This window comes from Microbacterium terrae, from assembly GCF_017831975.1.
In the GTDB taxonomy this organism is placed as follows: Bacteria; Actinomycetota; Actinomycetes; order Actinomycetales; family Microbacteriaceae; genus Microbacterium; species Microbacterium terrae.
In genome coordinates this window covers 1702388-1726534 of record NZ_JAFDSS010000001.1, presented here as the reverse complement: position 1 = coordinate 1726534, position 24147 = coordinate 1702388, and the positions used below count along the sequence as shown (strand labels likewise).

General features: G+C 70.4%; 25 protein-coding genes. 20 read left to right on the top strand and 5 right to left on the bottom strand.

What is annotated here, in order from left to right; genetic code table 11:
- Positions 1-98: 98 nt before the first annotated feature.
- Positions 99-1325 carry a LysM peptidoglycan-binding domain-containing protein gene (locus JOD63_RS08020; RefSeq protein ID WP_425411920.1) on the bottom strand — a complete coding sequence of 409 codons (1227 nt, stop codon included), beginning with the start codon at positions 1323-1325 and terminating at the stop codon, positions 99-101.
- A 211-nt stretch (positions 1326-1536) separates the two neighbouring features.
- On the opposite strand from JOD63_RS08020, the gene JOD63_RS08015 reads away from it, so the two are divergent.
- Positions 1537-1887 carry an Rv2175c family DNA-binding protein gene (locus JOD63_RS08015; protein WP_045275373.1) on the top strand — a complete coding sequence of 117 codons (351 nt, stop codon included), beginning with the start codon at positions 1537-1539 and terminating at the stop codon, positions 1885-1887.
- A gap of 138 nt (positions 1888-2025) precedes the next feature.
- On the opposite strand, the gene JOD63_RS08010 is transcribed toward JOD63_RS08015, so the two are convergent.
- Positions 2026-3117, bottom strand: coding sequence for a polyprenyl synthetase family protein (locus JOD63_RS08010; protein WP_045275374.1), 1092 nt, complete (start codon positions 3115-3117; stop codon positions 2026-2028).
- 66 nt (positions 3118-3183) lie between these two features.
- Here JOD63_RS08010 and JOD63_RS08005 point away from each other — a divergent pair, with 66 nt between their 5' ends.
- The 10 genes from JOD63_RS08005 to JOD63_RS07960 all read left to right on the top strand — a co-directional run bounded on the left by JOD63_RS08005 (position 3184) and on the right by JOD63_RS07960 (position 14146).
- Positions 3184-3552: a DUF3040 domain-containing protein gene (locus JOD63_RS08005; RefSeq protein ID WP_045275375.1), complete on the top strand. Its 369-nt coding sequence runs from the start codon at positions 3184-3186 to the stop codon at positions 3550-3552.
- A gap of 254 nt (positions 3553-3806) precedes the next feature.
- Positions 3807-4238, top strand: a complete 432-nt coding sequence (mraZ, locus tag JOD63_RS08000) for a division/cell wall cluster transcriptional repressor MraZ (RefSeq protein ID WP_045275376.1) — start codon at positions 3807-3809, stop codon at positions 4236-4238.
- 104 nt (positions 4239-4342) lie between these two features.
- The gene (rsmH, locus tag JOD63_RS07995; protein ID WP_045275377.1) at positions 4343-5299 is read left to right on the top strand and encodes a 16S rRNA (cytosine(1402)-N(4))-methyltransferase RsmH; all 957 of its coding nucleotides are present in this window, start codon (positions 4343-4345) and stop codon (positions 5297-5299) included.
- Positions 5296-5877: a hypothetical protein gene (locus JOD63_RS07990; protein ID WP_045275378.1), complete on the top strand. Its 582-nt coding sequence runs from the start codon at positions 5296-5298 to the stop codon at positions 5875-5877. The genes rsmH and JOD63_RS07990 overlap by 4 nt, the downstream gene beginning before the upstream one ends.
- Before the next feature lie 3 nt (positions 5878-5880).
- Entirely contained in the window at positions 5881-7665 is a 1785-nt protein-coding gene (locus tag JOD63_RS07985) for a peptidoglycan D,D-transpeptidase FtsI family protein (RefSeq protein WP_045275379.1), read from the top strand.
- A gap of 23 nt (positions 7666-7688) precedes the next feature.
- Positions 7689-9113 (top strand): UDP-N-acetylmuramoyl-tripeptide--D-alanyl-D-alanine ligase, encoded by a 1425-nt coding sequence (locus JOD63_RS07980; protein WP_045275380.1) that lies wholly within the window; start codon positions 7689-7691, stop codon positions 9111-9113.
- The gene (mraY, locus tag JOD63_RS07975) at positions 9110-10222 is read left to right on the top strand and encodes a phospho-N-acetylmuramoyl-pentapeptide-transferase (RefSeq protein ID WP_045275381.1); all 1113 of its coding nucleotides are present in this window, start codon (positions 9110-9112) and stop codon (positions 10220-10222) included. The genes JOD63_RS07980 and mraY overlap by 4 nt, the downstream gene beginning before the upstream one ends.
- Positions 10219-11766 carry a UDP-N-acetylmuramoyl-L-alanine--D-glutamate ligase gene (gene murD, locus JOD63_RS07970; RefSeq protein ID WP_045275398.1) on the top strand — a complete coding sequence of 516 codons (1548 nt, stop codon included), beginning with the start codon at positions 10219-10221 and terminating at the stop codon, positions 11764-11766. The genes mraY and murD overlap by 4 nt, the downstream gene beginning before the upstream one ends.
- Entirely contained in the window at positions 11717-12982 is a 1266-nt protein-coding gene (gene ftsW, locus JOD63_RS07965) for a putative lipid II flippase FtsW (protein ID WP_084613476.1), read from the top strand. The genes murD and ftsW overlap by 50 nt, the downstream gene beginning before the upstream one ends.
- A gap of 78 nt (positions 12983-13060) precedes the next feature.
- Positions 13061-14146 (top strand): UDP-N-acetylglucosamine--N-acetylmuramyl-(pentapeptide) pyrophosphoryl-undecaprenol N-acetylglucosamine transferase, encoded by a 1086-nt coding sequence (locus JOD63_RS07960; RefSeq protein WP_045275382.1) that lies wholly within the window; start codon positions 13061-13063, stop codon positions 14144-14146.
- A 225-nt stretch (positions 14147-14371) separates the two neighbouring features.
- On the opposite strand, the gene JOD63_RS07955 is transcribed toward JOD63_RS07960, so the two are convergent.
- A complete protein-coding gene (locus JOD63_RS07955; RefSeq protein WP_045275383.1) occupies positions 14372-14743 on the bottom strand; it encodes a GntR family transcriptional regulator in 372 nt (123 codons plus the stop codon).
- Positions 14740-15660 (bottom strand): hypothetical protein, encoded by a 921-nt coding sequence (locus JOD63_RS07950; protein WP_045275384.1) that lies wholly within the window; start codon positions 15658-15660, stop codon positions 14740-14742. The genes JOD63_RS07955 and JOD63_RS07950 overlap by 4 nt, the downstream gene beginning before the upstream one ends.
- A 162-nt stretch (positions 15661-15822) precedes the next feature.
- Here JOD63_RS07950 and murC point away from each other — a divergent pair, with 162 nt between their 5' ends.
- From murC to JOD63_RS07905, 9 genes are all read left to right on the top strand, one after another.
- On the top strand, positions 15823-17235 hold the full coding sequence (murC, locus tag JOD63_RS07945) for a UDP-N-acetylmuramate--L-alanine ligase (RefSeq protein WP_045274038.1): 1413 nt from the start codon (positions 15823-15825) through the stop codon (positions 17233-17235).
- A 196-nt stretch (positions 17236-17431) separates the two neighbouring features.
- On the top strand, positions 17432-18373 hold the full coding sequence (locus JOD63_RS07940; RefSeq protein ID WP_245617916.1) for an FtsQ-type POTRA domain-containing protein: 942 nt from the start codon (positions 17432-17434) through the stop codon (positions 18371-18373).
- A 164-nt stretch (positions 18374-18537) separates the two neighbouring features.
- Positions 18538-19689, top strand: coding sequence for a cell division protein FtsZ (gene ftsZ, locus JOD63_RS07935; RefSeq protein ID WP_045274040.1), 1152 nt, complete (start codon positions 18538-18540; stop codon positions 19687-19689).
- Positions 19690-20370: a YggS family pyridoxal phosphate-dependent enzyme gene (locus tag JOD63_RS07930; RefSeq protein ID WP_045274041.1), complete on the top strand. Its 681-nt coding sequence runs from the start codon at positions 19690-19692 to the stop codon at positions 20368-20370.
- A gap of 32 nt (positions 20371-20402) precedes the next feature.
- Positions 20403-20864, top strand: a complete 462-nt coding sequence (locus JOD63_RS07925; protein ID WP_045274042.1) for a cell division protein SepF — start codon at positions 20403-20405, stop codon at positions 20862-20864.
- Positions 20865-20873: 9 nt separating this feature from the next.
- Entirely contained in the window at positions 20874-21173 is a 300-nt protein-coding gene (locus tag JOD63_RS07920) for a YggT family protein (RefSeq protein ID WP_045274043.1), read from the top strand.
- A gap of 132 nt (positions 21174-21305) precedes the next feature.
- Positions 21306-21914 carry a DivIVA domain-containing protein gene (locus JOD63_RS07915; protein WP_045274044.1) on the top strand — a complete coding sequence of 203 codons (609 nt, stop codon included), beginning with the start codon at positions 21306-21308 and terminating at the stop codon, positions 21912-21914.
- 3 nt (positions 21915-21917) lie between these two features.
- On the top strand, positions 21918-22592 hold the full coding sequence (lspA, locus tag JOD63_RS07910; RefSeq protein ID WP_045274045.1) for a signal peptidase II: 675 nt from the start codon (positions 21918-21920) through the stop codon (positions 22590-22592).
- 1 nt (position 22593) lies between these two features.
- Positions 22594-23514, top strand: coding sequence for an RluA family pseudouridine synthase (locus JOD63_RS07905; RefSeq protein WP_045274046.1), 921 nt, complete (start codon positions 22594-22596; stop codon positions 23512-23514).
- A gap of 17 nt (positions 23515-23531) precedes the next feature.
- Here the strand turns inward: JOD63_RS07905 and JOD63_RS07900 are convergent, their stop codons facing one another.
- Positions 23532-24005 carry an NUDIX hydrolase gene (locus tag JOD63_RS07900; RefSeq protein WP_045274047.1) on the bottom strand — a complete coding sequence of 158 codons (474 nt, stop codon included), beginning with the start codon at positions 24003-24005 and terminating at the stop codon, positions 23532-23534.
- Positions 24006-24147: the final 142 nt, after the last annotated feature.

Sequence of the window (24147 nt, the reverse complement as noted above, 5' to 3'; positions counted from 1 at the left end):
GAAAGTCTAGGGACGGATAGCTGAGAGCCCGGGCAACGGCTCACCCGTGGAAGTCACGATGTGACGACAGTCGAGGCGCCGGATGCCGCACCGGCGGGTCACCCGAGCGCGGCGAGCCACGCGTAGGCCGGCTTCTCCCACTGCGCATACCGCTCCGGGTAGGCGGAGATCTGCACGGCCTGCGCGGCGTCGGCGAAGCTCATGTTCTGCCATCCGGGGATGTCGAGGAGGCCCCGCGTGCGCGACCCGTTCGGATCCGACGGGCCGCCGAAGAAGGCCTTGATCGACCGCACGCGATCGCGCACCTGCTCGGCGGTTCCCCATCCCGTGCTCGGGCGCTGCTGGAAGAGGCCGAGCGAGTCCCGGTCGCCGTAGTCGAGGTTGCGGATCCACGACTCCTGCATCGCGGTGCCGAGCGCGATCGCGATGCCGCGGTCTGGCACGCCGAGTTCGCGGCCCACCTGGATGATGAGCAGCGCGTTCTCGGTCTGCGGCGCATTGAGGCCGGTGCTCGACGGGATCGTGAGCTTCTGGCCGGGGTAGATGATCGACGACCATCCGAGCTTGTTGGCGGTGAGCATCGCGGCCACCCCGACGCCGTGCCTGCCGGCGATCGACGAGACGGTGTCGCCGGCTGTGACGGTGTACGAGCCGCCGACCGCTGAGGTGGTCGATGCGCCCGCCGACGCGCCCCCCGAGCTGTTCGACCCGCTGGTGGCGGTCGAGCCCGTCGACGACGTCGCGCCGGGGATCGTCAGCTTCTGGCCGGGATAGATGATCGACGACCATCCGAGCTTGTTGGCCGACAGCACGGCGTTCGTCGTCGCGCCGTGCTTCTTCGCGATCGACGAGACGGTGTCGCCGGCTTGCACTGTGTACGTTCCGGATGCCGCCGAGCCCGAGCTGGACCCGCCGCCGGTGGATCCGCCCGACCCGCCGGTGAGGGTGAGCTTCTGGCCCGGGTAGATGACCGACCGCGCGGTCAGCTTGTTCAGGGTGAGGACGTCTGCCGTGCGGAGCCCGAACCGCGCGGCGATGCCGTAGACGGTGTCGCCGCGCACCACCGTGTAGGTGCTCGGCACCGCCGTCGCGGCGGCGCGGAGCGTGGCCGTCGCCGTGGCCGTGGCGGGAGCTGCCTGCGCGACGAGCGTCATCGGCTGCGCTGCGGCGGAGGCCGCGCGCAGCTCGGCGCGCGTGGTCGCCCCGCCGGCGGTGCGGCGCGCGTCGTCGAGCCGGGTGTCGACGGGTGCCGGCGGCGCCGCGTTCGCGGCGGCCGGTGCGGCGGTGAGCGCCAGGGCGATCGTTCCGGCGACGGCGGCGGGCAGGCCCGCCGACATGGTGTGGGCGCCGGTTGCGGCATGGGTGCGGTGCATGGGTCGCAAGAGTTTCCCCCCTCTTCAGACTGCAAGAACCGTGTCACGAATGGTGATTAGTGTCAACGCCTGTGGTTTTTGTTGCTGGTGTGACTGGTGTGACGGAGCGCGGCTGGAACACGCGGGTTGTGCGCTTGTGTGCACCGGATGCGAGACTTGCGGGGTGACCGATGCAGACGCCCCGCGCACCGAGACCGAATGGCTCACCCTTCCCGAACTCGTCGAGGTGCTCGACGAGCCGCTCGGACGCGTCCGGCGCTTCCTTGACGACGCACAGCTGATCGGGTCGACCCGCGGCGGCGCGTTCGCCGTCCCGTCGGTGTTCATCCTCGAAGGGCACGTTCTCTCGTCGCTGCGCGGCACGGTCTTCGTGCTCCGCGACGCCGGATTCTCCGACGACGAGGCGATCGACTGGCTCCTCACCCCGGAGGAGTCGATCGGGATCTCGCCGATCGATGCCCTGCGCGCCGGCCGCAAGAGCGAAGTGCGCCGGGTCGCGGCCGCACTGGCCTGATCGCTTCGTCGGCCTGATCGCACCACGGGCCTGATCATCCGCGAGGGCACGGGCAGTTCGTGCGGCCGAACCGCCGCGCATCCTTGATCGATCGGGCGGCGGGATGAACGACCGCGAAACGGTCCGTGGGTCTGTTGCTCAGGTGCTGCGGACGGTCGCCGCGTGCGCGAGATCGCGCAGCTCGCCCACAGCCGCATTGCCGAGGCGCGCACCCGAGAGTGCGCGGTCGGCGTCGCGCGCGTAGTCCGCGATGAGCGCCTCGACCCGGTCGAGGGCGCCGCTGTCGACGATCGTCTGCTGCAGAGCGGCGATCTGCTGCGCGTTGAGATCGGGATCGCCGACCAGCTCATCCACCAGGCGCCGGGCCGGGGGAGCGAGAGCCTCGCGCGTGTAGGCCACCAGCACGGTGCGCTTTCCTTCGCGCAGGTCGTCGCCCGCTGGCTTGCCGGTCTGAGCCTGATCGCCGAAGACGCCGAGCACGTCGTCGCGCAGCTGGAAGGCCATGCCGAGCGGATGCCCGAAATCGCGCAGCGCGGCGGCCTGCGCGGCATCAGCCCCCGCCAGAGCCGCGCCGATGGCGAGCGGCTGCTGCACGCTGTAGCGCGCGGACTTCAGCGACGCGACGCGCAGCGCCCGCGCGGCGTGCTCGTCGTCGGGTGCGCTGCGGAAGGCGGACTCCTCGGCGATGTCGAGGAACTGGCCGATCGTCACCTCGCGGCGCATGGTGGCGTACTCGCCTCGGGCGGCGGCGGCACGATCGGGGGCGCCGGCGACGGCCTCTTCGAACAGGTCGTCGCTCCACGCGACCAGCAGGTCGCCGAGGAGCACGGCACCCGATCGCCCGAACGCATCGGCATCGCCGACCCAGCCGGCGTCGCGGTGGGCGGCCTCGAGTGCGCGGTGCGCGGCCGGGCGGCCGCGACGGGTGTCGGAGTTGTCGATCAGGTCGTCGTGTACGAGTGCCGCGGCCTGGAACACCTCGAGCGAGGCGGCCGCGGCTACCACGGCGGGGGGCGGTGCGGATGTGCGGACGGATGCCTCCTCCACTGCCCTCCACCCGGCGATGCAGAACTGGCCGCGCAGTCGCTTGCCGCCCGCGAGCGACGCGGCCGCAGCCTCGACGATCAGGGCCGCTTCGGCGCCGTAGGAGTCGGTGAGGAGGCGCTGCGCGTCGACGAACTCATCAACTCGCTGGGAAATGACCCGAACGGGGTCCACGGCGGGTGACACGGGCCTAGCCTAGTGATCTACGCCGCGCGTAGAATCAAAGGGAACTTCCAGTGACAAGGGGGACGCATGCCACTCTCCGAACAGGAGCAGCGCCTGCTGGATGAGATGGAGCGCCATCTCATGCGCAACGACGCGGACGTCGTCAGCGCGCCTCGGGACGGCCGCACCCTGAGCTATCGAAACATCGTCTATGGCACGGTCCTCGTGCTGCTGGGCCTCGGTGGGCTCATCGTGGGCGTCTCGGCGCAGCTCATCGTCGTCGGCGTCCTCGGCTTCGTCGTCATGCTCGGCGGCGTCGTGCTCGCCGTGACGCCCACCAAGGGCGTCACCGGCACTCCGCGCGTCGAGTCCGAGAACAAGGCGCCCAAGCCGACGTCGTCGTCGTTCATGGATCGCATGAACGATCGATGGGACCGCCGCCAAGAGGAGCGCTGACCGCCGGCCGCCCGGTCCGGGCGCAGGCCTCCACCTAGCCCCGACCGAACGGCCGCACAAGAGCCGATACAGAGCACCGACCCTTCGGGGTCGGTGCTTTTTCGTGCGCCCGGCGCCTCCTCCGACAGCGCCGATCGGTGCGCCGGGGGAGCGCGGGTGGAGCAATACGTGCGGGTCTGATGACAAAGTGGAGGAAAGTGGAGTAATGTGGCGGACAACCCGGGGGGCCGGAACGAAGGGGGTGTGATGTACCGATGCTTTTGGGCACCCACACACCCAAGCTGGACGACAAAGGCCGGGTCATCCTGCCGGCCAAGTTCCGTGACGACCTCGGGGGAGGCGTCGTGGTGACCCGCGGGCAGGACCGCTGCCTCTACGTGTTCAGCTCCGAGGAGTTCGAGCGCGTTCACGAGCGCATCCGTGAAGCCCCGCTCGCCAACAAGCAGGCGCGCGACTTCCTGCGCATGTTCCTCTCGGGTGCGAGCGCTGAGAAGCCCGACAGCCAGAACCGCATCACGATCCCCCCGCCCCTGCGTGCATACGCGGGTCTCGAGCGGGACCTCGTCGTCACCGGCGTCGGAGCCCACGCGGAGATCTGGAACGCCGAGGCCTGGAACACCTACGCCGAAGCCAACGAAGAGAACTACGCCGAGTTGGAGCAGGAGGTGATCCCGGGCCTGTTCTGAGGCCCTCGGTCCTGACTCCCAGCCGCTCACGCCCTGCCGCACTTCCCCGGTGGCAGGTCAGAGCGGATGGGGATCAGGACCGAGGGAGAAGGCCCCGAAGAATCATGAACCTCCGCGATATCCACACCCCTGTGCTGCTCGAGCGCTGCGTCGAGCTGCTCGCCCCCGCGCTCGAGCGCGACGATGCCGTGTTCGTCGACGCCACGCTCGGCATGGGCGGCCACTCCGAGGCGTTCCTCGAACGCTTCCCGGGTCTGCACCTGGTCGGCCTCGACCGCGACACCGACGCGCTCCGCATCGCCGGGCAGCGCCTGGCGCGCTTCGCCGACCGCATCACGTTCGTGCACACGGTGTACGACGGCATCGCCGAGGCGGTCACCGGCGCGGGCTTCGCCCACGCCGACGGCATCCTGTTCGATCTCGGCGTCTCGTCGCTCCAGCTCGACGAGGCCGACCGTGGCTTCGCCTACGCGCAGGACGCCCCGCTCGACATGCGCATGGACCAGACTGCCGGCACGACTGCAGCCGAGATCCTCGCCACGTACGGCGAAGGCGATCTGCGCCGCATCTTCGAGCGCTACGGCGAGGAGAAGCTCGCCGGTCGCTACGCCCGCGCGATCATCGCCGCCCGTGCCGACGGCCCGATCGACCGCTCGGGCCGTCTTGTCGACATTTTGCAGGCGGCGACTCCCGCCGCGGTCAAGGGCGCGGGGCACCCCGCGAAGCGGGTGTTCCAGGCGCTGCGCATCGAGGTCAACCGCGAGCTCAGCGTGCTCGAGCGCGCGGTGCCGTCGGCGCTGAGCATCCTGCCCGTCGGCGGGCGCATCGTGGTCATGTCGTACCAGTCGCTGGAAGACCGGCTCGTCAAGCGCGAGTTCGCGGATGCCTCGGCCTCGACGACTCCCCGCGGACTGCCGGTCGAGCTCCCCGAGCACGCTCCACGCTTCAAGCTCCTGGTCAAGGGCGCCGAACTCGCCTCAGACGAGGAGCGTGCGGTCAACCCGCGCGCGACTCCGGTGCGCCTGCGCGCCGCCGAGCGGATCCGTGAGGCGGTGTCATGAGCACGACCGCGAACGCGCGTTCCTACGCACCGGCCCCACGGCCCACATCGCTCCCGTCGCGCCGACTGCGCGTCGTCGAGGCGCCCGCACAGGGTCGTCGCCCGCGCCTCCTGTACGGCATCGTGGCGGTTATCGGCGCGTGCCTGATCGCCGCAGCACAGATGTCGCTGTCGATCCTCACGACGCAGGGGTCGTACGAGCTGTCGTCGCTGTCCAAGACGCAGAGCGACCTCACGTACGAGAAGCAGATCCTCTTCGACGAGGTCGCCGGCCTCGGCTCGCCGCAGTACCTGGCGGCCAACGCCGCAGCGCTCGGCATGGTGATCGACGAGTCGCCCAGCTATCTGCGCCTCAGCGACGGTGCAGTGCTCGGCGCGGAGCAGGTGTCGTTCGGTCGCTCGTCGATCGACGCGATCGGGCGGGGGAGCGTGCCCAACGCCCTCATCGCCGACACCCCGCTGGTGACGGCGCCCGATGCGACCATCGACGGCGTGCCGGTCGACACGACGGTGGAAGACGGCTCCGGGAACACACCGCAGCCGATCACCGACGGACTGCCCACCCCGAGCACACACTGAGATATGACCACCGAAAGCACCCGCAGTCCCCGTCGGCGCACGGTGGTCGCATTGGCCGTCGTGCTCGCCGTGCTGTCAGGATTCGTCGTGCGGCTCGTCGACATCCAGGTGGTGAACGCCGACGACCACATCGCGGATTCGATGGACATCGCCTTCGGCGCCACCCAGACGCTGTACGGCACGCGGGGTGACATCGTCGACGAGAACGGCGATGTGCTCGCGGGCAGCATCCTGCTCTACGACTGCCAGCTCGACCCGCTGCTGATCACGCAGATCGACGAGCTGATCCTCGCCGGCGAGTCCGACGCCGATCCGTGGTCGAAGGTGTCGGGCGAAGTGGCCGAGATCACCGGGCAGACCGTCGAGGAGGTGCAGGCGATCGTCGGAGACGCCCTCGCCGAAGACTCCGAATCGCGGTTCGCATACCTCGCGAAGGGGGTGACCACCGCGCAGTACCGCGCGCTGGCCGACCTCGACACGTCGTACATCGCGTGCCTGCAGCATCCTGCCCGTGCGTACCCCGACGGTGCTGTCGCGGGCAACATCGTCGGCTACGTCGGCGCCGAGGGCGCACAGGAGGGCTACGAGCAGTCTCAGAACTCGTGCCTCGCGGCCACCGACGGCACCCGCACGTTCCAGAAGGGCAAGGACGGCGTCGTCATCCCCGGCACCGAGCGCGAGACCGCGGCGGTCGACGGCGGCACCCTGCAGCTGACGATCAACCGCGATCTGCAGTGGTACCTGCAGCAGCTGATCGGCGAGCAGGTCGAAGACATGGGGGCGCAGGCCGGATCGGTGCTCGTCTACGAGGTGGCCACCGGCAAGGTGCGCGCTGCCGCGGAGTACCCGACGCTCGACCCCAACGACGTCGACGCCACCGACCCCGACGACCGCGCCAGCCGCCTCTTCCGCGAGTCGTGGGAGCCGGGCTCGACGTTCAAGGCACTGACGGCGGCCACCGTCATCGACGCCGGCGGCCAGACCCCGCTGTCGACCGTGGTCGCCTCCAGCGAGGAGTTCTTCGCCGACGGCGCGCGCGTTCGCGACGCCTTCCAACACCCCGCCTACGAGTACACGCTCGCAGGCGTGCTGCAGGACTCGTCGAACGCCGGCATCTCGAAGTTCAGCCAGAAGGTGTCGAACCAGGTGCGCTACGACTACTTCAAGAAGTTCGGCATCGGCGACGGCACCGACTCCGGATACCCGGGCGAGGTCACCGGCCTGGTCTGGCCCGCCGACGAGTGGGGCGCGCAGACGGCGCTCAACACCTCGTACGGACAGGGTCTCACCGCCACGATGCCGGAGCTCGCCCGTGCGTACGGTGCGATCGCGAACGACGGCGTGATGATGCCGCTGTCGCTGATCGAGTCGTGCACCCTCGCCGACGGCACCGTGGTCGAGCCCGAGCTCGCCGAACCGACGCGCGTCATCAAGGAGAGCACCGCTGCCGACGTGCAGTCGATGCTCGAGAACGTGTTCCTCAACGCGAGCTATGCCAAGACCGTCGCCATCCCCGGCTACCGGGTGGCAGGCAAGACCGGTACGGCCGAGAAGCCCGACCTCGTCAACGGCGGCTACAAGGCCGGCGTGTACTACACGACGATGATCGGATTCGCGCCCGCCGACGACCCCCAGTACGTGGTCGTCGTCAACCTCGACGAGCCGACGAAGGTAACATCGTCAGCGGCCAACGCGACCGCATTCCAGCGGGCCATGACGCAGGTTCTCAAGACCTATCGCGTCATGCCCGCCACCTCGGCGCCGGAGCTGCTTCCCAAGTTCGGGTAGCCTCCACGATCGGCCGGAGAGAAATGATCGCCCTGACCATCGCCCAGCTCGCCGACGCCGTCGGCGGCCGCATCGTCCTCCGAGGCGGAGACAGCGTCGACACCGTCGTGTCGGGCGCCGTCGACACCGACTCGCGCCTCATCGAGCAGGGCGGCGTCTTCGTCGCCAAGCGCGGTGAGGAGACCGACGGGCACCTCTTCGTGGACGCCGCTGTGGCCGCCGGTGCGGCCCTCGCGATCGTCGAGCACGAGGTCGACACGGATGCCGCCGCCGGCCTCACGCAGGTGGTCGTGGCCGACGCCGTCGACGCCCTCGCCGATCTCGCCCGGGCCGTCGTCGCGCAGGTGCGGGCATCCGGCGACCTGCGGGTCGTGGGGATCACCGGCTCGAACGGCAAGACGACGACCAAGAACCTCCTCGCCCACATCCTCGCCGCCACCGGCGAGACGGTGTCTCCGAAGGCCTCGTTCAACAACGAGGTCGGCGCACCGCTCACGATGCTCCGCGTCACCGACACCACCCGGTTCCTCGTCAGCGAGTTCGGGGCGAGCGCTCCCGGCGAGATCGCCCGGCTCGCGGGCCTCGTCGAGCCCGACATCGCCGTCGTCCTCATGGTGGGCATGGCCCACGCCGGCGGTTTCGGCGGCATCGAGGCGACGTTCCACGCGAAGAGCGAGCTCGTCCGCGCCGCACGCCCTGGGGGACTCGCCGTGCTCAACGCCGATGATCCCCGCGTCGCCGCCATGGCGCCGATCGCGCTCGAGCGCGGTCTCACCGTGCGCTGGTTCGGCCGCGGCGCCGCCGCCGCCGTGCGCGCCGACGAGGTCGAGGTGACGGCATCCGGAACCTCGTTCGTCATCACGGTCGACGGCGTCAGTGCTCCGATGCGGCTGCGCGTGCTCGGCGAGCACCACGTCATGAACGCCCTCGCCGCGGTCGCCGCTGCGACGGCGCTCGGCGTCTCGCTCGACGACGCGATCGTGCGGCTCGAGCAGGTCGAGATCGCCGAGCGCTGGCGCATGCAGCCGCTCGGCTCCGACCGGGTGCGCATCATCAACGACGCCTACAACGCCAGCCCCGACTCGATGGCCGCGGCCCTGCGCACCCTCGCCCAGATCGTCGGCCCCGACGAGCGCTCCGTCGCCGTGCTCGGCGCCATGAGCGAGCTGGGGGAGTACGCCGAGGACGAGCACGACCGCGTCGGCCTGCTCGCCGTGCGTCTCGGGGTGCAGCGCATCGTCGTCGTCGGCGCGGACGCCCGTCGCATGTACCTCGAGGCCGTCGCGCAGGGGTCGTGGGACGGCGAGGCGGTGTTCTTCGCCACGGCGGACGAGGCGTACGAATACCTTCTCGGCGAGCTGCGCGACGGCGACCGCGTGCTCGTGAAGTCGTCCAATTCGGCCGGGCTCCGGTTCCTGGGCGATCGTCTGGGAGAATCGTTCTCGTGAGGTCACTTCTGACGGCGGCGGCGATCTCGCTCGCGTTCACCCTGTTCCTCACGCCGGTCTTCCTGCGGCTGTTCCGCCAATGGGGCTGGGCCCAGGTCATCCGCACCCCCGAAGACGTCCGCAACCCCAACCACCAGGCCAAGCGCGGCACGGTGACCATGGGCGGCACGATCTTCATGGCCGGCACGATCGTCGGCTACCTGATCGGCTGCTACGCCGGCAACAACCCGCCCACGCTCTCCGGCATCCTCGTGATCTGGATGATGGTCGGCTTCGGCGCCGTGGGTTTCATCGACGACTACATGAAGGTGCGCCAGCAGCGGTTCATGGGTCTGAGCGGCTGGCGCAAGATCCTCGGTCAGGTGCTCGTCACCGTGCCGTTCGCGATCTTCGCGCTCAACTTCCCGAACCAGTTCGGGCAGACGCCGGCATCGCCGTTCGTCTCGATCTTCCGCGACGTGCCGTGGCTGTCGTTCATGGCGGTCGGCCTCGTCATCGGCTGGATCCTGTACCTCGCCTGGATCACCTTCATCGGCGTCGCGTTCTCGAACTCGGTCAACGTCACCGACGGGCTCGACGGCCTGGCGGCCGGCGCCGGCATCTTCGTCACCGGCGCCTACAGCCTCATCGCCTTCTGGCAGTTCAACCAGGCGTGCTACCGCAACGAGGCGCTCGACACCATCTCGCAGCCCGCCTGCTACGCGGTGCGCGACCCGTTCGACCTCGCGATCGTGTCGGCCTCGTTCGTGGGCGCCCTCGTCGGATTCCTCTGGTGGAATGCACCCAAGGCGAAGGTCTTCATGGGCGACACCGGGTCGATGGCGATCGGCGGCGTCATCGCCGCCATGGCGATCCTCACCCGCACCGAGCTGCTCGCCGTGCTCGTCGCCGGCGTCTTCATCATCGGCCCCGGATCGGTCATCCTGCAGCGGCTCTACTTCAAGATCACCCGCGGCAAACGCCTGTTCCTGATGAGTCCGTTCCACCACCATCTCGAGATGCGCGGGTGGTCCGAGGTGACCATCGTCGTGCGCATGTGGATCATCGCGGGCCTCCTCGCCGTCTCGGGCGTCGGCTTCTTCTACGTCGAGTGGCTGAGCCGGGCATGAGCGCGGCCCGCCTCGATTCCCTGACGAGCTGGCACGCGGACTGGACGGGTCTGCGCGTCGCCGTGCTCGGACTCTCGGTCACCGGCTTCTCGGTCGCCGACACGCTGGCCGAGCTCGGCGCCGACGTGCTCGTGGTCACCGAGAAGGCCGACGAAGAGTACGCGCGCCTCCTCCCGGTCATCGGCGCACGACTGTGGACCGGGTCGCTCGACGCGGTTCCGAGCGAGCTCGTCGATTTCGCGCCCGAGGTGATCGTGGCATCGCCCGGCTTCTCGCCGCAGCATCCGATCGTCGAGTGGGCACTCGCGGGCGACATCGCGCTGTGGGGAGACATCGAGCTGGCATGGCGCGTGCGCGACAAGGTCGTGCGCGCCGAGGGCACGCCGGCCGACTGGGTGCTCATCACGGGCACCAACGGCAAGACCACCACCACCCGCCTCACCGCGACCATGCTCGTGGCGGGCGGCCTCCGCGCCGCGCCGGTCGGCAACATCGGCACGCCGGTGCTCGACGCCGTGCGCGACCCGGCCGGCTTCGACGCGCTCGTCGTCGAACTCTCGAGCCATCAGCTCTGGTACCTCGGCCTGCAGCGCGGACCCGAGCCGCTTTCGCCCCACGCGGCGGTGTGCCTGAACCTCGCCGACGACCACCTCGAGTGGCACGGGTCGTTCGAGGCGTACCGCGATGCGAAGGCGCACGTGTACGACAACACCCGCGTCGCCTGCGTGTACAACAAGGCCGACGCGGCCACGATGAGCATGGTCGAGGATGCCGACGTGGTGGAGGGTGCCCGTGCCATCGGGTTCGACCTCGGCGTTCCGGGGCCGAGCGACCTCGGCGTCGTCGACGGCATCCTCGTCGACCGGGCGTTCCTCGACGACCGGCGCACATCCGCGCTCGAGCTGACCACCGTCGCCGAGCTCTCCGAGCTCGGACTGTCGGCGCCGCACATCGCCACCAACATCCTTGCCGCCGCCGCCCTCGCCCGCTCGCTCGGTGTCGAGCCGGCATCGATCCGCGACGCCCTGCGCGGATTCCGCCTCGACCCTCACCGCATCGAGGTCGTGGGGCGCCACCGCGGCGTCACCTGGGTCGACGACTCCAAGGCGACCAATCCCCACGCCGCCGCCTCCTCGCTCACCGCGTATCCGGGCGCGGTGTGGATCGTCGGCGGGCTGCTCAAGGGCGTCGACCTGTCGAGCCTCGTCGCCGACCGGGGCGTCCGCACCAAGGCGGCGATCGTGATCGGCGTCGAGCGCGACGCGGTGACCGCCGCGTTCGCGCGACACGCGCCGGCGGTCCCCGTGTTCGAGGTCGACCACGCTGAGACTGAAGACGTCATGGCGCGGGTTGTCGAACTGGCGGCCGGGATCGCCCGTGACGGGGACGTCGTGCTGCTCGCCCCCGCCGCGGCCTCCTTCGATCAGTTCGCGTCCTACTCGGACCGGGGTCGGCGATTCGCCGCCGCCGTGCAGGAACTGATCGGGACGGGGGATGCGGGTGACGTCGACCGAACCGCGGATCCGTCGGATCCCGACCGCTGACGAGTCCGCCAAGCGCGGTCTCGCCGCCCGGGTGTCGCTCGGCAAGGTGTTCGCGCCGGTGCCCAGCGAGTTCCTGCTGATCAGTGCGACCGCACTGGCGCTGACCGTCTTCGGGCTGGTCATGATCCTCTCCGCGACGTCGGCCATCGCGACGGCCGCGGGCGAGCCGCCGTACGAGGACGTCCTCAAGCAGCTGGTGTTCGCCGCGCTCGGCATCCCGCTGATGTTCATCGCGAGCCGGTTCCCGATCTCGTTCTGGAAGCGGATCGCGTGGCCCGCCCTCATCGGTGCGACGCTCTTCCAGCTCCTCGTGTTCGTTCCGGGCATCGGCATCGAGAACGACGGAAACCGCAACTGGATCCTCATCGCGGGCGTGCAGGCGCAGCCGTCTGAGTTCCTCAAGCTCGCCCTCGCCCTGTGGGTGGGGTATGTGCTCTACCGCAAGCAGACGCTGCTGGGGCTGTGGCGCCACGTCTACATCCCGCTCGTGCCCGTCGGCATCCTCGTGGTCGGCACCGTCGTCGCCGGTCACGACCTCGGCACAGCGATGATCCTCGTGCTGATCCTGCTCGGGGCGCTGTTCTTCTCCGGCGTCAAGCTGCGCATCTTCATCCTCCCGGCGATCGGCGCCGGCCTCGCCGTCGCCGTGCTCGCGGTGACCAGCCCCGACCGCATGCGCCGGTTCATGAGCTTCCTCGACCCGAACTGCCTCGCCGACTACTTCAACAACTGCTACCAGCCGCTGCACGGCATGTGGGCGTTGGCGGGCGGCGGCATCTTCGGCCTCGGCCTCGGCAACTCCCGCGAGAAGTACGACTGGCTGCCGGCCGCCGCGAACGACTACATCTTCGCGATCGTCGGCGAAGAGCTCGGCCTGATCGGCTGCGCCGTCGTGCTGGTGCTGTTCGCCCTGTTCGCCGTCGGCGCGTTCCACATCATCCGCAAGACCGACGACCCGTTCGTGCGCATCGTGTCGGGCGGCATCACCGTGTGGATCCTCGGCCAGGCCCTCATCAACATCGGTGTCGTGCTGCGTGTCTTCCCGGTGCTGGGCGTTCCGCTGCCGTTCATGTCGCAGGGTGGGACGTCGCTCGTCTCGGTGCTCGTGGCGTCGGGCGTGCTGCTGTCGTTCGCGCGCACGCTCCCCGGAGCCGTCGCGCGCCGGCAGGAGCGCATCGAGATCGCCCGTCGACGTCGGGCGGCCGCCGGGCGCTGACCGCGGTCGGTGAGCCCGGGCCGCCATCGCTCGCCCTCGCGGCAGGGGTGCCCCGGTGCGCATGGGAGGATGGGGGCGATGACGACGTACCTTCTGGCCGGCGGCGGGACCGCGGGCCACGTGAACCCCCTGCTGGCCGTCGCCGACGGACTGCGCGACCGGGAGCCGGGCGCCGAAGTGCTGGTTCTCGGCACCCGCGAAGGGCTGGAGGCCCGCCTCGTGCCCGAGCGCGGGTACGAGCTGCTCATCGTCGACAAGGTGCCGTTCCCGCGCCGGCCGAACGGCGCAGCGGTCGCCTTCCCGTCACGCTTCACCCGGGCGATCGCGCAGGTGCGCGAGCACATCCGCACCCGCGGGGTCGACGTCGTGGTCGGCTTCGGCGGGTACGCATCCGCCCCCGCGTACGTCGCCGCGCGCCGCGAGAACGTGCCCTTCGTCGTGCACGAGGCCAACGCCAAGCCCGGCCTCGCGAACGTGCTCGGCGCCCGCCGGGCAGCGCGCGTGGGCGTCGCCTTCGAGGGCACCCCGCTGAAGGGCTCGCGCGTCGTCGGCATGCCCCTTCGCCGCGAGATCGTCGAGCTCGACCGTCCCGCCGTGCGCGCCGCGGCCGCCGAGCACTTCGGGCTCGACGCCGACCGTCCGGTGCTGCTCGTCTTCGGGGGATCGCTCGGGGCGAAGCGCCTGAACGAAGCATTCGGCGACGGCCACGGCGCCGCATGGCGCGACGTGCTCGACGCCGGCTGGCAGCTCGTGCACGTGACGGGCGAGCGGTCGGAGCTCGTCGATCCGGAGGTGAACGGCTACGCGCTGCGCCGCTACGTCGACCGGATGGACCTCGCCTTCGCCCTGGCCGACTTCATCGTCTCGCGAGCGGGTGCCGCGACCGTGAGCGAGATCAGCGCCCTCGGCATCCCCGCCGTCTACGTGCCGTACGCGGTCGGCAACGGCGAGCAGGCGCTGAACGCGTCATCGGCCGTGCGCGCGGGCGCCGCGATCCTGATCCCGGATGCCGGTTTCACAGGAGACCGCGTGCGCGACGAGGTCGTGCCGCTGCTGGCGGATGCGACCCGCCGCGCCGCGATGACCGCGGCCGCTGCATCCGCGGGCACCCGCACCGGCACCGAGAACGTCATCGCGCTGATCGACGGGGCCCTGGGCGCCTGACCTGGGCTGCTGTCCTCGCGGACTCGGAGGGGAGCCGGGCGCGGAGCGCGAGCCTGCCGCGACCGGAGGAGATCCCGGGTGTGGAGGTGATCTCGGGTGCGGAGGAGATCCCGGATGCGGAGGGGGCTCCGGCTGCGGAGGTGATCCCGGATGCGGAGGGGGCTCCGGCTCGAATCGTCCTCCCGATCCGGGATGTCCTCGGCGGCCGGGGGTGGTGTGGGGTGGTCAGGATGCCGGGGCAGCGCCTCCGCGGAGCGCGTCGGCGACCATCTCGATCGCCTCGTCGGCGTCGAGCCGCAGGGCCTGGATCTGCTCGGCGAACGCCAGCGCCGCGCGCCGCGCCTGGGCGCGGGCGGGATCCGCGTCGAGCGAGACGAAGGTGCCGTTGCGCCCGCGCGTCTCGATGACGCCGGCCGATTCGAGCTCGCGGTAGGCGCGCGCGACGGTCCCCGGCGCGACGCCGAGGTCCTCGGCCAGCCGGCGCACGGTCGGCAATCGGGCGCCGGCGCTCAGCTCACCGGTCGAGACCGCGTCGACGAGACCCGCGCGAAGCTGCTCGAACGGCGGAACGTGCGAGGCGGGGTCGATGACGATCATGCTGCACCTCCGGCGAGCACCGGGCGGCTGAGCCAGTCCGGATAGAGCGGCGCGCGAAGCGCGCGTCCGTTGTTCGGGTAGACGAACTGGAGCGCGATCATGCCCCAGGTGGGCATCTGCGTCGCCCAGTACGCCGACGATGCGTCAGCCGCAGTCCACAGGGTGCCGATGGCGAAGGCGAAGGCGAACCACGCGGCGATCGAGGCCGAGAGTCGGAGGGCGCCGAGCGCATCGGCGCGCAGCGTGTCGTCCCAGGCGAGTTCGAGCGTGTCCGACGCGGGCTGGGGAGAGTCGAGGATGAGCCGGTCGAGCACCGGGAGCGCGACGAACGATGCGACCGCGGTCACGGCGAAGACCACGGCGGCGGTGGCCGCCGACCGGTCGAGCGTCGTCGCCCCGACCGCGTGCACCGCGACCAGGACGGCGAAGGCGAGGACGGCGGCGGCGAACAGCATCCACGGAAGCAGGCTCCGGGCGGCTCCGAGGTAGTCGCCGACGCCCAGTCGCCGCGCCCGCGCGACCCGTGGAGCATCGGGCGCCGGGTGGAAGAGGCGCTCGCGGAGGTTCACCGCGACGGTCGCGATCGTGCCGCCGGCGACGAGCGCGGTCACGAGCACGTAGAAGATGAAAAGCGGGTCCGTGCCGAGCGCGGTGAACAGGAACGGCACGGCGAGCACTCCCGCGGCGAGTATCGCCGCACCTCCGGCGAGTCCCCGAGCGCGCAGGCCGCGGGCGACCGATGCGCGGATGGCGTCGGTGCCGTAGGGGAGTCGCGCCTTCATCGAGTAGCGGTCGGCTCGCGCGAGCACCGTCGCCGGTCGTGTGAGGGAGATGAGGGATCCTGCTCCGATCGCGATGACCGCCACCGTCAGAGCGATGTTGAGGGCGAGAGCGAACGTCGGGTCGAGGCTCAGCATGCATCCTTTGTACCGACTTTGTAGCATTGTGTCAATACAAACCAACCCGGACCCGCCCGGCCCCCCCGGACCCACCCCGGGCACCGTCCCGCCACCGCGGGCCTCACCCGGCGGGCGCGCCGAGGCCGCGGCATCCGCCCGCCAACTTAGGATTGACGGGTCATGATCAGACCCGACCTCACCCTCCCCATCCCCGACGACATCCAGGCCGCCCACTTCATCGGCATCGGCGGCTCCGGCATGTCGGGGCTCGCGCGCATGTTCCTCGCGCGCGGCATCCGCGTCTCGGGATCCGACCGCGCCGACAGCGCGGTCATGCGCGAACTCGCCGCGTCGGGCGCGACCGTGCACGTCGGGCACGCCGCCGAGAATCTGCCGACCGATGCCGACACGGTCGTGCACACCGGTGCGATCTGGCCCGAGAATCCCGAGTTCGTGCTCGCGAAGGAGCGTGGTCTCCACGTCATCCACCGCTCGCAGGCGCTGCACTGGCTCATCGGCGGGCGTCGCCTCGTCTCGGTCGCCGGCGCACACGGCAAGACCACCTCGACCGGCATGATCGTGACCGCGCTGCGTGATCTCGACGCCGACCCCACGTTCGTCAACGGCGGTGTCATCGCTCAGCTCGGCGTCTCGAGCGGCACTGGGTCCGACGACGTCTTCGTCATCGAGGCCGACGAGTCGGACGGCACTTTCCTGCTGTACGACACGTCGATCGCGCTAATCACGAACGTCGACCCTGACCACCTCGACCACTGGGGCACGCGCGAGGCGTTCTTCGACGCGTTCGCCCGGTTCGGCGACGCGGCGCGCGAGGCGGTCGTGATCTCGTCCGACGACGCCGGGGCGCGGCTCGTGACCGAACGCCTCACGCACGAGCGCGTGATCACCTTCGGCGAGGCGGCCGACGCCGTCGTCCGCGTGGGTGACATCGTCACCGAGGGCCCGGTGTCGTTCTCGATCACCCACGACGGCGTGACCGTCGACGGCCGCCTTCCGGTTCCCGGGGCGCACAACGCGATCAACGCCGCAGGCGCCGTCGCCGTGCTCCTCACCCTCGGCTACGGTCTCGAACCCGCAGTCCGGGCCGTCGAGGGCTTCGCAGGAACCGTGCGCCGCTTCGAGCTGCACGGCGTCGCCCGCGGCGTCAGCGTGTTCGACGACTACGCGCACCACCCGACCGAGGTCGCGGCGGCCCTCGCGGCCGCCCGCACCGTCGTGGGTGAGGGGCGCATCATCGCGATCCAGCAGCCCCACACCTACTCGCGGACGCAGGAGATGTACCGCGAGTTCGCCGAGGTGCTCGAGTCGCATGCCGACCACACGGTGATGCTCGACGTCTACGGCGCGCGCGAGGATCCCGTGGAGGGCGTCACCGGCGAGCTCGTCAGCGGAGCCTTCGCCGACGCCTCGAACGTGCACTTCGTCGCCGACTGGCAGCAGGCCGCCGACTACACCGCCACGGTCGCACGCGAGGGCGACTACGTGATCACCCTCGGCTGCGGCAACGTGTACCAGATCATCCCGCAGGTGCTCGAGGCGCTCACGCGCACGGCCGAGCACGCGGGGGAGTAGGAGACGGATGCGCCGGCCGTCGCCTCTGCCGCAGACACCCGGTCGCGCTGACGCGGGCTCCACGGAGCAGGCGTCAGCCGGTGGGGCGCGTGGCGGCGCGGGCGGCTCTCGCTCGGCGACTGACGGCACGGGAGGGACACCGCCCCGTCGCCCGGCCCGCTCGGACGAACCGGCCGCTGCGACGAACCCGGCCGACGTGAACGCCACCGACGTCCTGGGCGGCCTCCCGATCGCTCCCGTCAGCGGGCCGGCGGCCTCGCCGGCGGCTCTCGTCGGCGACGCGACCGCGACGGTGATCCCGATCACCGCGGCGTTCGACGCGGAGACGGATGCCACCTCGGCGGCGCCCGACGCGCAGGACGATGCCGATCGGCAGCTCGGCATCCGCGACGTCTGGCGCGCCGCCCGAGCCCGTCGCCGCGCGCTGCGCGCCGAGGTGCGGCGCTTCACGGCGCGCCAGCGTCGCCGTCGCATGATCTGGATCGGAGTCGGCGCCTCGTTCCTGGTGCTCGTGCTCGGCACGCTCGGCGCGGCGTACAGCCCCCTGTTCGCGGTCGAGGACATCCAGGTCGAGGGCACCTCGCAGCTCGATGAGACCGCCGTGGCCACGGCGCTGTCGAGCCAGATCGGCACACCGCTGCCGCTCGTCGACGAGAGCGCGATGAAAGCCGCGCTGGTGACCTTCCCGCTCATCGAGACGTACTCGCTCGAGGCGCGGCCCCCGCACGGCCTCGTGGTTCGGATCGTGGAGCGGACTCCGGTCGGCGTCATCCAGAACGCGGCGGGATACTCGCTCGTCGACGGAGCCGGTGTGGTGCTGTCGACGTCGAGCGAGCCGCCGGCCGGTGCGCCGCTCATCACGGTGACCGGCGGCACCGACTCCGACGCCTTCGCCGCGATCGGACAGGTGATGCGATCGCTCCCCGAGTCGATCGCCGCGAGCGTCACGGCGGTCGGCGCATCCTCGCCCGACGACGTCACCCTCACCCTCGGCGGAACGAACACCGAGGTCGTGTGGGGAAGCGCCGAGGAGTCGGCGCGGAAGGCGCTCGTGCTCGAGACGATGATGGCAGCGCGCCCGCCCGAGACCGTCGCGACGTACGACGTCTCGTCGCCCGACGCCGTCGTCGTGCGCTGACCAGAACCTGCCGTCTCGGCGCGGGATGTCGCGACACGCCCATGCCGCTCCGCCGGTGCGCGCTGCATCCGCTTACTTTCGAGATCAGGAATTGCATACCGGGCAATTCTTTATACCTCTAGTAGAGGTTGAAGGTTAAAAGGTCCAGGGCTACGGAGGCCGGCATGAGCCAGAACCAGAACTACCTCGCCGTCATCAAGGTGGTCGGTGTCGGCGGAGGCGGCGTGAACGCCGTCAACCGCATGATCGAGCTCGGCCTGCGGGGCGTCGAGTTCATCGCGATCAACACAGACGCGCAGGCGCTGCTCATGAGCGACGCCGACGTCAAGCTCGACGTCGGTCGTGAGTTGACCCGCGGCCTCGGTGCGGGCGCAGACCCCGAGGTCGGGCGGCGAGCCGCCGAAGACCACGCGGAGGAGATCGAGGAGGCGCTGCGCGGCGCCGACATGGTCTTCGTCACCGCGGGCGAGGGCGGCGGAACGGGCACCGGCGGTGCTCCCGTCGTCGCGAAGATCGCCAAGTCGATCGGTGCGCTCACCATCGGTGTCGTCACCAAGCCCTTCTCGTTCGAGGGTCGTCGTCGTCAGCAGCAGGCCGAGACCGGCGTCGCCAAGCTGAAGGAAGAGGTCGACACCCTCATCGTGGTGCCGAACGACCGCCTCCTCGAGATCAGCGACCGCGGCATCTCGATGATCGAGGCCTTCGCGACGGCCGACCAGGTGCTCCTCGCCGGTGTGCAGGGCATCACCGACCTCATCACCACGCCCGGTCTCATCAACCTCGACTTCGCCGACGTGAAGTCGGTGATGCAGGGAGCAGGATCCGCGCTCATGGGCATCGGATCCGCGCGCGGCGCGGATCGCGCGATCAAGGCCGCCGAGCTCGCCGTCGAATCGCCGCTGCTCGAAGCCTCGATCGAAGGCGCGCACGGCGTGCTGCTGTCGATCCAGGGTGGTTCGAACCTCGGCATCTTCGAGATCAACGACGCCGCGCAGCTGGTCAAGGAAGCAGCCCACCCCGAGGCGAACATCATCTTCGGAACGGTCATCGACGACACCCTCGGCGACGAGGTCCGCGTCACGGTGATCGCTGCGGGCTTCGACGGCGGCGAGCCGCAGTCGCGCATCGAGCCGATGACCGCGTCGCGGGTGATGTCTGCGCCGGCACTGCCGACGACGACCGCCGAGGAGGCCGCCAGCGAGCCTGTCGCCGAGCGCGAGGCCGAGCCGGTGCGTGTCGGCGCCGTCGTGCCCGACGCGCCGTTCGACTCGGCGTTCGGCGACGACGACCTCGACATCCCCGACTTCCTCAAGTAAGTGGACCTCGCCACCCGCCTGGCGGAGGTCGACACCCGGATCGCGGATGCCGCGCGCAGCGCGGGCCGCGATCCGGGTGAGATCACGCGCATCGTGGTGACGAAGTTCCACCCCGCCTCGCTCGTCGAGGAGCTCTACGCGCTCGGCGTTCGCGACGTCGGCGAGAACCGCCAGCAGGAGCTGTCGGCGAAGATCGCCGAGATCGGCCCCCGCGACGGGCTGACGTGGCACTTCATCGGCCAGGCGCAGACCAACAAGGCGCGCGCGGTGCGGGGCGCGGCATCCGTCGTCCACTCCGTCGATCGTGCACGGCTCGCCGACGCTCTGCACGCCGCGGGGGAGGGTGCGCCGGTGCTCGACGTGCTGCTCCAGGTGAACCTCACCGACGACGCGGGTCGCGGCGGCGTCGCTCCGGGCGACGTCGAGCAGCTCGCCGCGCACGTCGCCGCGCTGCCGTCCTTGCGCGTCCGCGGCGTGATGGGCGTGGCGCCGCTCGATGAGCCGCCCGCGCCCGCGTTCGCCCGCCTGCGGGCATGCGCGGAGCGCCTCCGCACCGTCGTCGCAAGCGCCGACTGGATCTCGGCCGGCATGACGGCAGACTTCGCCGAAGCGATCGCAGAAGGTGCGACACACCTTCGCATCGGTTCGGCAATCACGGGCCCGCGGCCCACACGCGGTTAACCTCGGAACAGATGAGCAGTACGGAGGATCAGATGTCGAACCCGCTCAAGAAGACCATGGTGTACCTGGGTCTCGCAGACGAGGAAGAGGTCTACGAGGAGCCGGCGCCCCAGCCGCGCGCCCGCAAGACCGAGGCCGTCGTCGAGAAGGCCGCACCGGTGACGCCGATCCACCGCCCTGCTGTGGTGCGTCAGCCCACGCCGGCCCCGGTGAGCGAGATCCTGACGGTGCACCCCAAGCAGTACCGTGACGCCCAGGTCATCGCTGAGAACTTCCGCGACGGCATCCCGGTCATCATCAACCTCTCGCAGATGAGCGATGCCGACGCGCGCCGCCTCATCGACTTCGCGAGCGGTCTGTCGCTGGGTCTCTACGGTCGCATCGAGCGCGTCACCAGCAAGGTGTTCCTGCTCTCGCCCGAGAACGTGGCGGTCTCCGGCGACGGCGGCGTCGCGCAGGCAGACGGCGACGCGGTTCCGTTCGCGCAGCCGTAGTCTGGCTACGTGGCAGTCGTTCAACTCATCGCCTCGATCCTCAACTTCGCGCTCCTGCTGTACGTGTTCGTACTGCTCGCGCGGTTGATCCTCGAGTGGATCCCCTTCTTCAACCGGGAGTGGCGCCCGCAGGGCGCCGGCCTGGTGGCGGCCGAGGCCGTCTTCACCATCACCGATCCCCCGATCAAGCTCTTCCGCAGGTTCATCCCTCCGCTGCGGCTCGGCGCGATCGCGATCGACTTCGGCTTCGCGCTGACCATGCTGGCGTGCTTCATCCTGCTCAGCATCACCCGCGCGATAGCCGCCTGACCCAGCATGACTCGCGGGTGGGTTCGCCTTCGACGTTCTCGGATGCCGCGACTATGCTTTCCTGGTACGGCCCGCCTCCGCGGGTGCGTGCCCCGATCGGCAGCGACATGAGCGCTCGAAAGAGGAAACACCATGGCATTGACCCCGGATGACGTCGTCACCAAGCAGTTCCAGCACGTCCGCTTCAAGGAAGGCTTCGACCCCGATGAGGTCGATGACTTCCTCGACGAGATCGTCGTGGAGTGGCGCAAGACCATCGCTGAGAACGAAGAGCTGAAGGCGAAGCTGGCGGCGTACGAGTCGGGCGCGGCGCAGGCTGCTCCGGCACCGGCCCCCGAGCCCGTCGCGGCACCGATCGCGGCTCCCGCACCGGCGCCGGCCGCCTCGAACCCGCTCATGGCCGAGGCAGGCGGCGCAGCCGCATCGGCGGGCATCATCGAGCTCGCTCAGCGCCTGCACGACGAGCACGTCGCCGAGGGCGTCGCCCAGCGCGACCAGCTCATCGCCGACGCCAAGTCGCAGGCCGCATCGATCGTGTCGGAGGCCGAGACGCGCGGCCGCGAAGAGCTGGCGAAGCTCGACCGCGAGCGCTCGACCCTCGAGGGCCGCATCAGCGAGCTCCGCAACTTCGAGCGTGACTACCGCGCACAGCTGCGCAGCTACATCGAGGGCAAGCTGCGTGACCTCGAGACCACGGCGACGTCTTCGGGCGCCACGCCGGTCTCGGCCATCGGTCTCTAGGCCTTGCCTGGGCGACCTCCTCTTCGTCAGGCGGCGGCCGGCACCATCATCGCGATCCTCGCGGTGCTGGTGCTGGCCGCCGACCAGTTCACGAAGCATCTCGCGCTCGAGAACCTGCCGTACCAGCAGCCGGTGCACATCATCGGCGACTTCCTGATCTTCTACCTCACGAAGAATCCGGGAGCCGCCTTCTCGCTCGGCGAAGAGGTCACGTGGATCTTCACGATCGCGCTGGCCGCCGTCGCCGTCGCGATCGTCTGGCTCGCAGCGACCCGGGTGAAGTCGCGCCTGTGGGCGGTCGCCCTCGGGCTGCTCCTCGGCGGCGTGCTCGGCAATCTGACCGACCGCATCCTGCGTGAGCCCGGCTTCGCGGTCGGCCACGTCATCGACTTCATCAACACCCCGTGGATGATGCCGGCGATCTACAACGTCGCCGACATGTTCATCGTCACGATGATGATCGGGGTGGCACTGCTGGTGCTGGTCGGCCTGCGCTTCGACGGCACCCGTGAGCAGAAGGTGGGCGACGCCGTCGATGACGAGTCGGCGACGGATGCTCCGCCGGCCGGTGACGCGGATGACGCGGAATCCGGCTCGGCATCCGGACGCGTGTCCGGTTCGGGCTCGTCCGACCAGGACCCCTCGGACACCGCTGCGTCCGGCCCCGCGAAGGACTGACGTGGAGTCGCGCAGCCTTCCCGTGCCCGACGGTCTCGACGGCACCCGTGTCGATGCCGCCCTGGCGAAGATGCTGGGGTTCTCGCGCACCTTCGCGGCCGATGTCGCCGAGGCCGGCGGCGTGGTGATGGACGGGCGCACGCTCGCCAAGTCCGACAAGCTGCGCGGCGGCGCCTGGCTCGACGTGTCGTGGGCTCCGAAGGAGGAGCCGCGCGTCATCCCGGTCGAGGTGCCCGACCTCCGCATCGTGTACGACGACGACGACATCGTCGTGGTCGACAAGCCGTCGGGTGTGGCGGCGCATCCGTCACTCGGCTGGGAGGGTCCGACCGTGCTCGGCGCTCTCGCGGCCGGCGGGTTCCGCATCGCCACGACCGGCGCCGCCGAACGACAGGGCGTCGTGCACCGTCTCGACGTGGGCACGAGCGGCCTGATGGTCGTCGCGAAGACCGAGAGCGCCTACACGGCGCTGAAGCGCGCCTTCAAGGAGCGCGAGGTCGAGAAGATCTACCACGCCGTCGTGCAGGGCCACCCCGATCCGCTCACCGGCACGATCGACGCGCCGATCGGGCGGCATCCGAACCACTCGTGGAAGTTCGCGGTCATCCCCGACGGCAAGGACTCGGTCACCCACTACGAGACACTCGAGGCGTTCCCGGGCGCGTCGCTGCTCGAGATCCACCTCGAGACCGGCCGCACCCACCAGATCCGCGTGCACATGGCTGCCCACCGGCATCCGTGCGTCGGCGATCCGCTCTACGGCGCCGACCCGAAGCTTTCGGCCCGGCTCGGCCTCATCCGGCAGTGGCTGCACGCGCACGAGCTGTCGTTCGAGCACCCGGCGACGGGCGAGTGGGTCACGTTCCGGTCGGAGTATCCGGCCGATCTCGCGCACGCGCTCGAGGTGCTGCGCGGCGACTGACGCTCAGCGGCTGACTCTCAGCGACCGCCCTCGAAGCGGGCCGCCGAGGAGTCCGCGAGGGCGGCGTCGAGGCGGCTGCGCATGTCGGAGTTCACGCCTGACAGCGTCGCGAGGTCGTACCAGCCCACCTCGGTCATCTCGCCGTCGGCGGGGAACGGCTCGCCCGACACCCAGCTGCACCGGAAGGTCAGGTCGAGGTAATCGGCCTGGTCGCCGTTGGCGTAGGTGATGCGGGGGATCTGGTGCACCCACGCGAGGTGCTCCACGCGGCAGATGACGCCCGCCTCCTCGAGCGTCTCGCGCGCGGCCGCGTCAGCCGGCTCCTCGCCGGGGTCGACGATGCCGGTGATCGGCGTCAGCCAGCCGTTGTCGCTGCGTCGGCCGAGCAGCACCTGGTCGCCGCGTACGACGACGGCGGTCACCCCCACGAGGGGGAGCGGGTCGGTGCCGATCTTGCGGCGGAGGTCCAGGACGAAGTCGGGCGTCGGCATGCCTCCACCGTACGGCGAGGCGCCGCATCCGTCGTTCCCGCCGCTCGCCTGTCGCTTTCTGCAGGAGCGCATGCATTTCGCGACAGGTGAGCGAGGGGGGAGGTCGTTCGCCTGCCGCGACCTGCGGGTGGGGTGGGAGATT

Bases quoted from the DNA above. Each gene is read 5' to 3' on its own strand.
- JOD63_RS08005 (WP_045275375.1), top strand. From the start codon at position 3,184: ATGCCACTCTCCGAACAGGAGCAGCGCCTGCTGGATGAGATGGAGCGC.
- mraZ (WP_045275376.1), top strand. From the start codon at position 3,807: ATGCTTTTGGGCACCCACACACCCAAGCTGGACGACAAAGGCCGGGTC.
- rsmH (WP_045275377.1), top strand. From the start codon at position 4,343: ATGAACCTCCGCGATATCCACACCCCTGTGCTGCTCGAGCGCTGCGTC.
- JOD63_RS07990 (WP_045275378.1), top strand. From the start codon at position 5,296: ATGAGCACGACCGCGAACGCGCGTTCCTACGCACCGGCCCCACGGCCC.
- JOD63_RS07985 (WP_045275379.1), top strand. From the start codon at position 5,881: ATGACCACCGAAAGCACCCGCAGTCCCCGTCGGCGCACGGTGGTCGCA.
- JOD63_RS07980 (WP_045275380.1), top strand. From the start codon at position 7,689: ATGATCGCCCTGACCATCGCCCAGCTCGCCGACGCCGTCGGCGGCCGC.
- murD (WP_045275398.1), top strand. From the start codon at position 10,219: ATGAGCGCGGCCCGCCTCGATTCCCTGACGAGCTGGCACGCGGACTGG.
- ftsW (WP_084613476.1), top strand. From the start codon at position 11,717: ATGCGGGTGACGTCGACCGAACCGCGGATCCGTCGGATCCCGACCGCT.
- JOD63_RS07960 (WP_045275382.1), top strand. From the start codon at position 13,061: ATGACGACGTACCTTCTGGCCGGCGGCGGGACCGCGGGCCACGTGAAC.
- JOD63_RS07955 (WP_045275383.1), bottom strand. From the start codon at position 14,743: ATGATCGTCATCGACCCCGCCTCGCACGTTCCGCCGTTCGAGCAGCTT.
- JOD63_RS07950 (WP_045275384.1), bottom strand. From the start codon at position 15,660: ATGCTGAGCCTCGACCCGACGTTCGCTCTCGCCCTCAACATCGCTCTG.
- murC (WP_045274038.1), top strand. From the start codon at position 15,823: ATGATCAGACCCGACCTCACCCTCCCCATCCCCGACGACATCCAGGCC.
- ftsZ (WP_045274040.1), top strand. From the start codon at position 18,538: ATGAGCCAGAACCAGAACTACCTCGCCGTCATCAAGGTGGTCGGTGTC.
- JOD63_RS07925 (WP_045274042.1), top strand. From the start codon at position 20,403: ATGTCGAACCCGCTCAAGAAGACCATGGTGTACCTGGGTCTCGCAGAC.
- JOD63_RS07915 (WP_045274044.1), top strand. From the start codon at position 21,306: ATGGCATTGACCCCGGATGACGTCGTCACCAAGCAGTTCCAGCACGTC.
- JOD63_RS07900 (WP_045274047.1), bottom strand. From the start codon at position 24,005: ATGCCGACGCCCGACTTCGTCCTGGACCTCCGCCGCAAGATCGGCACC.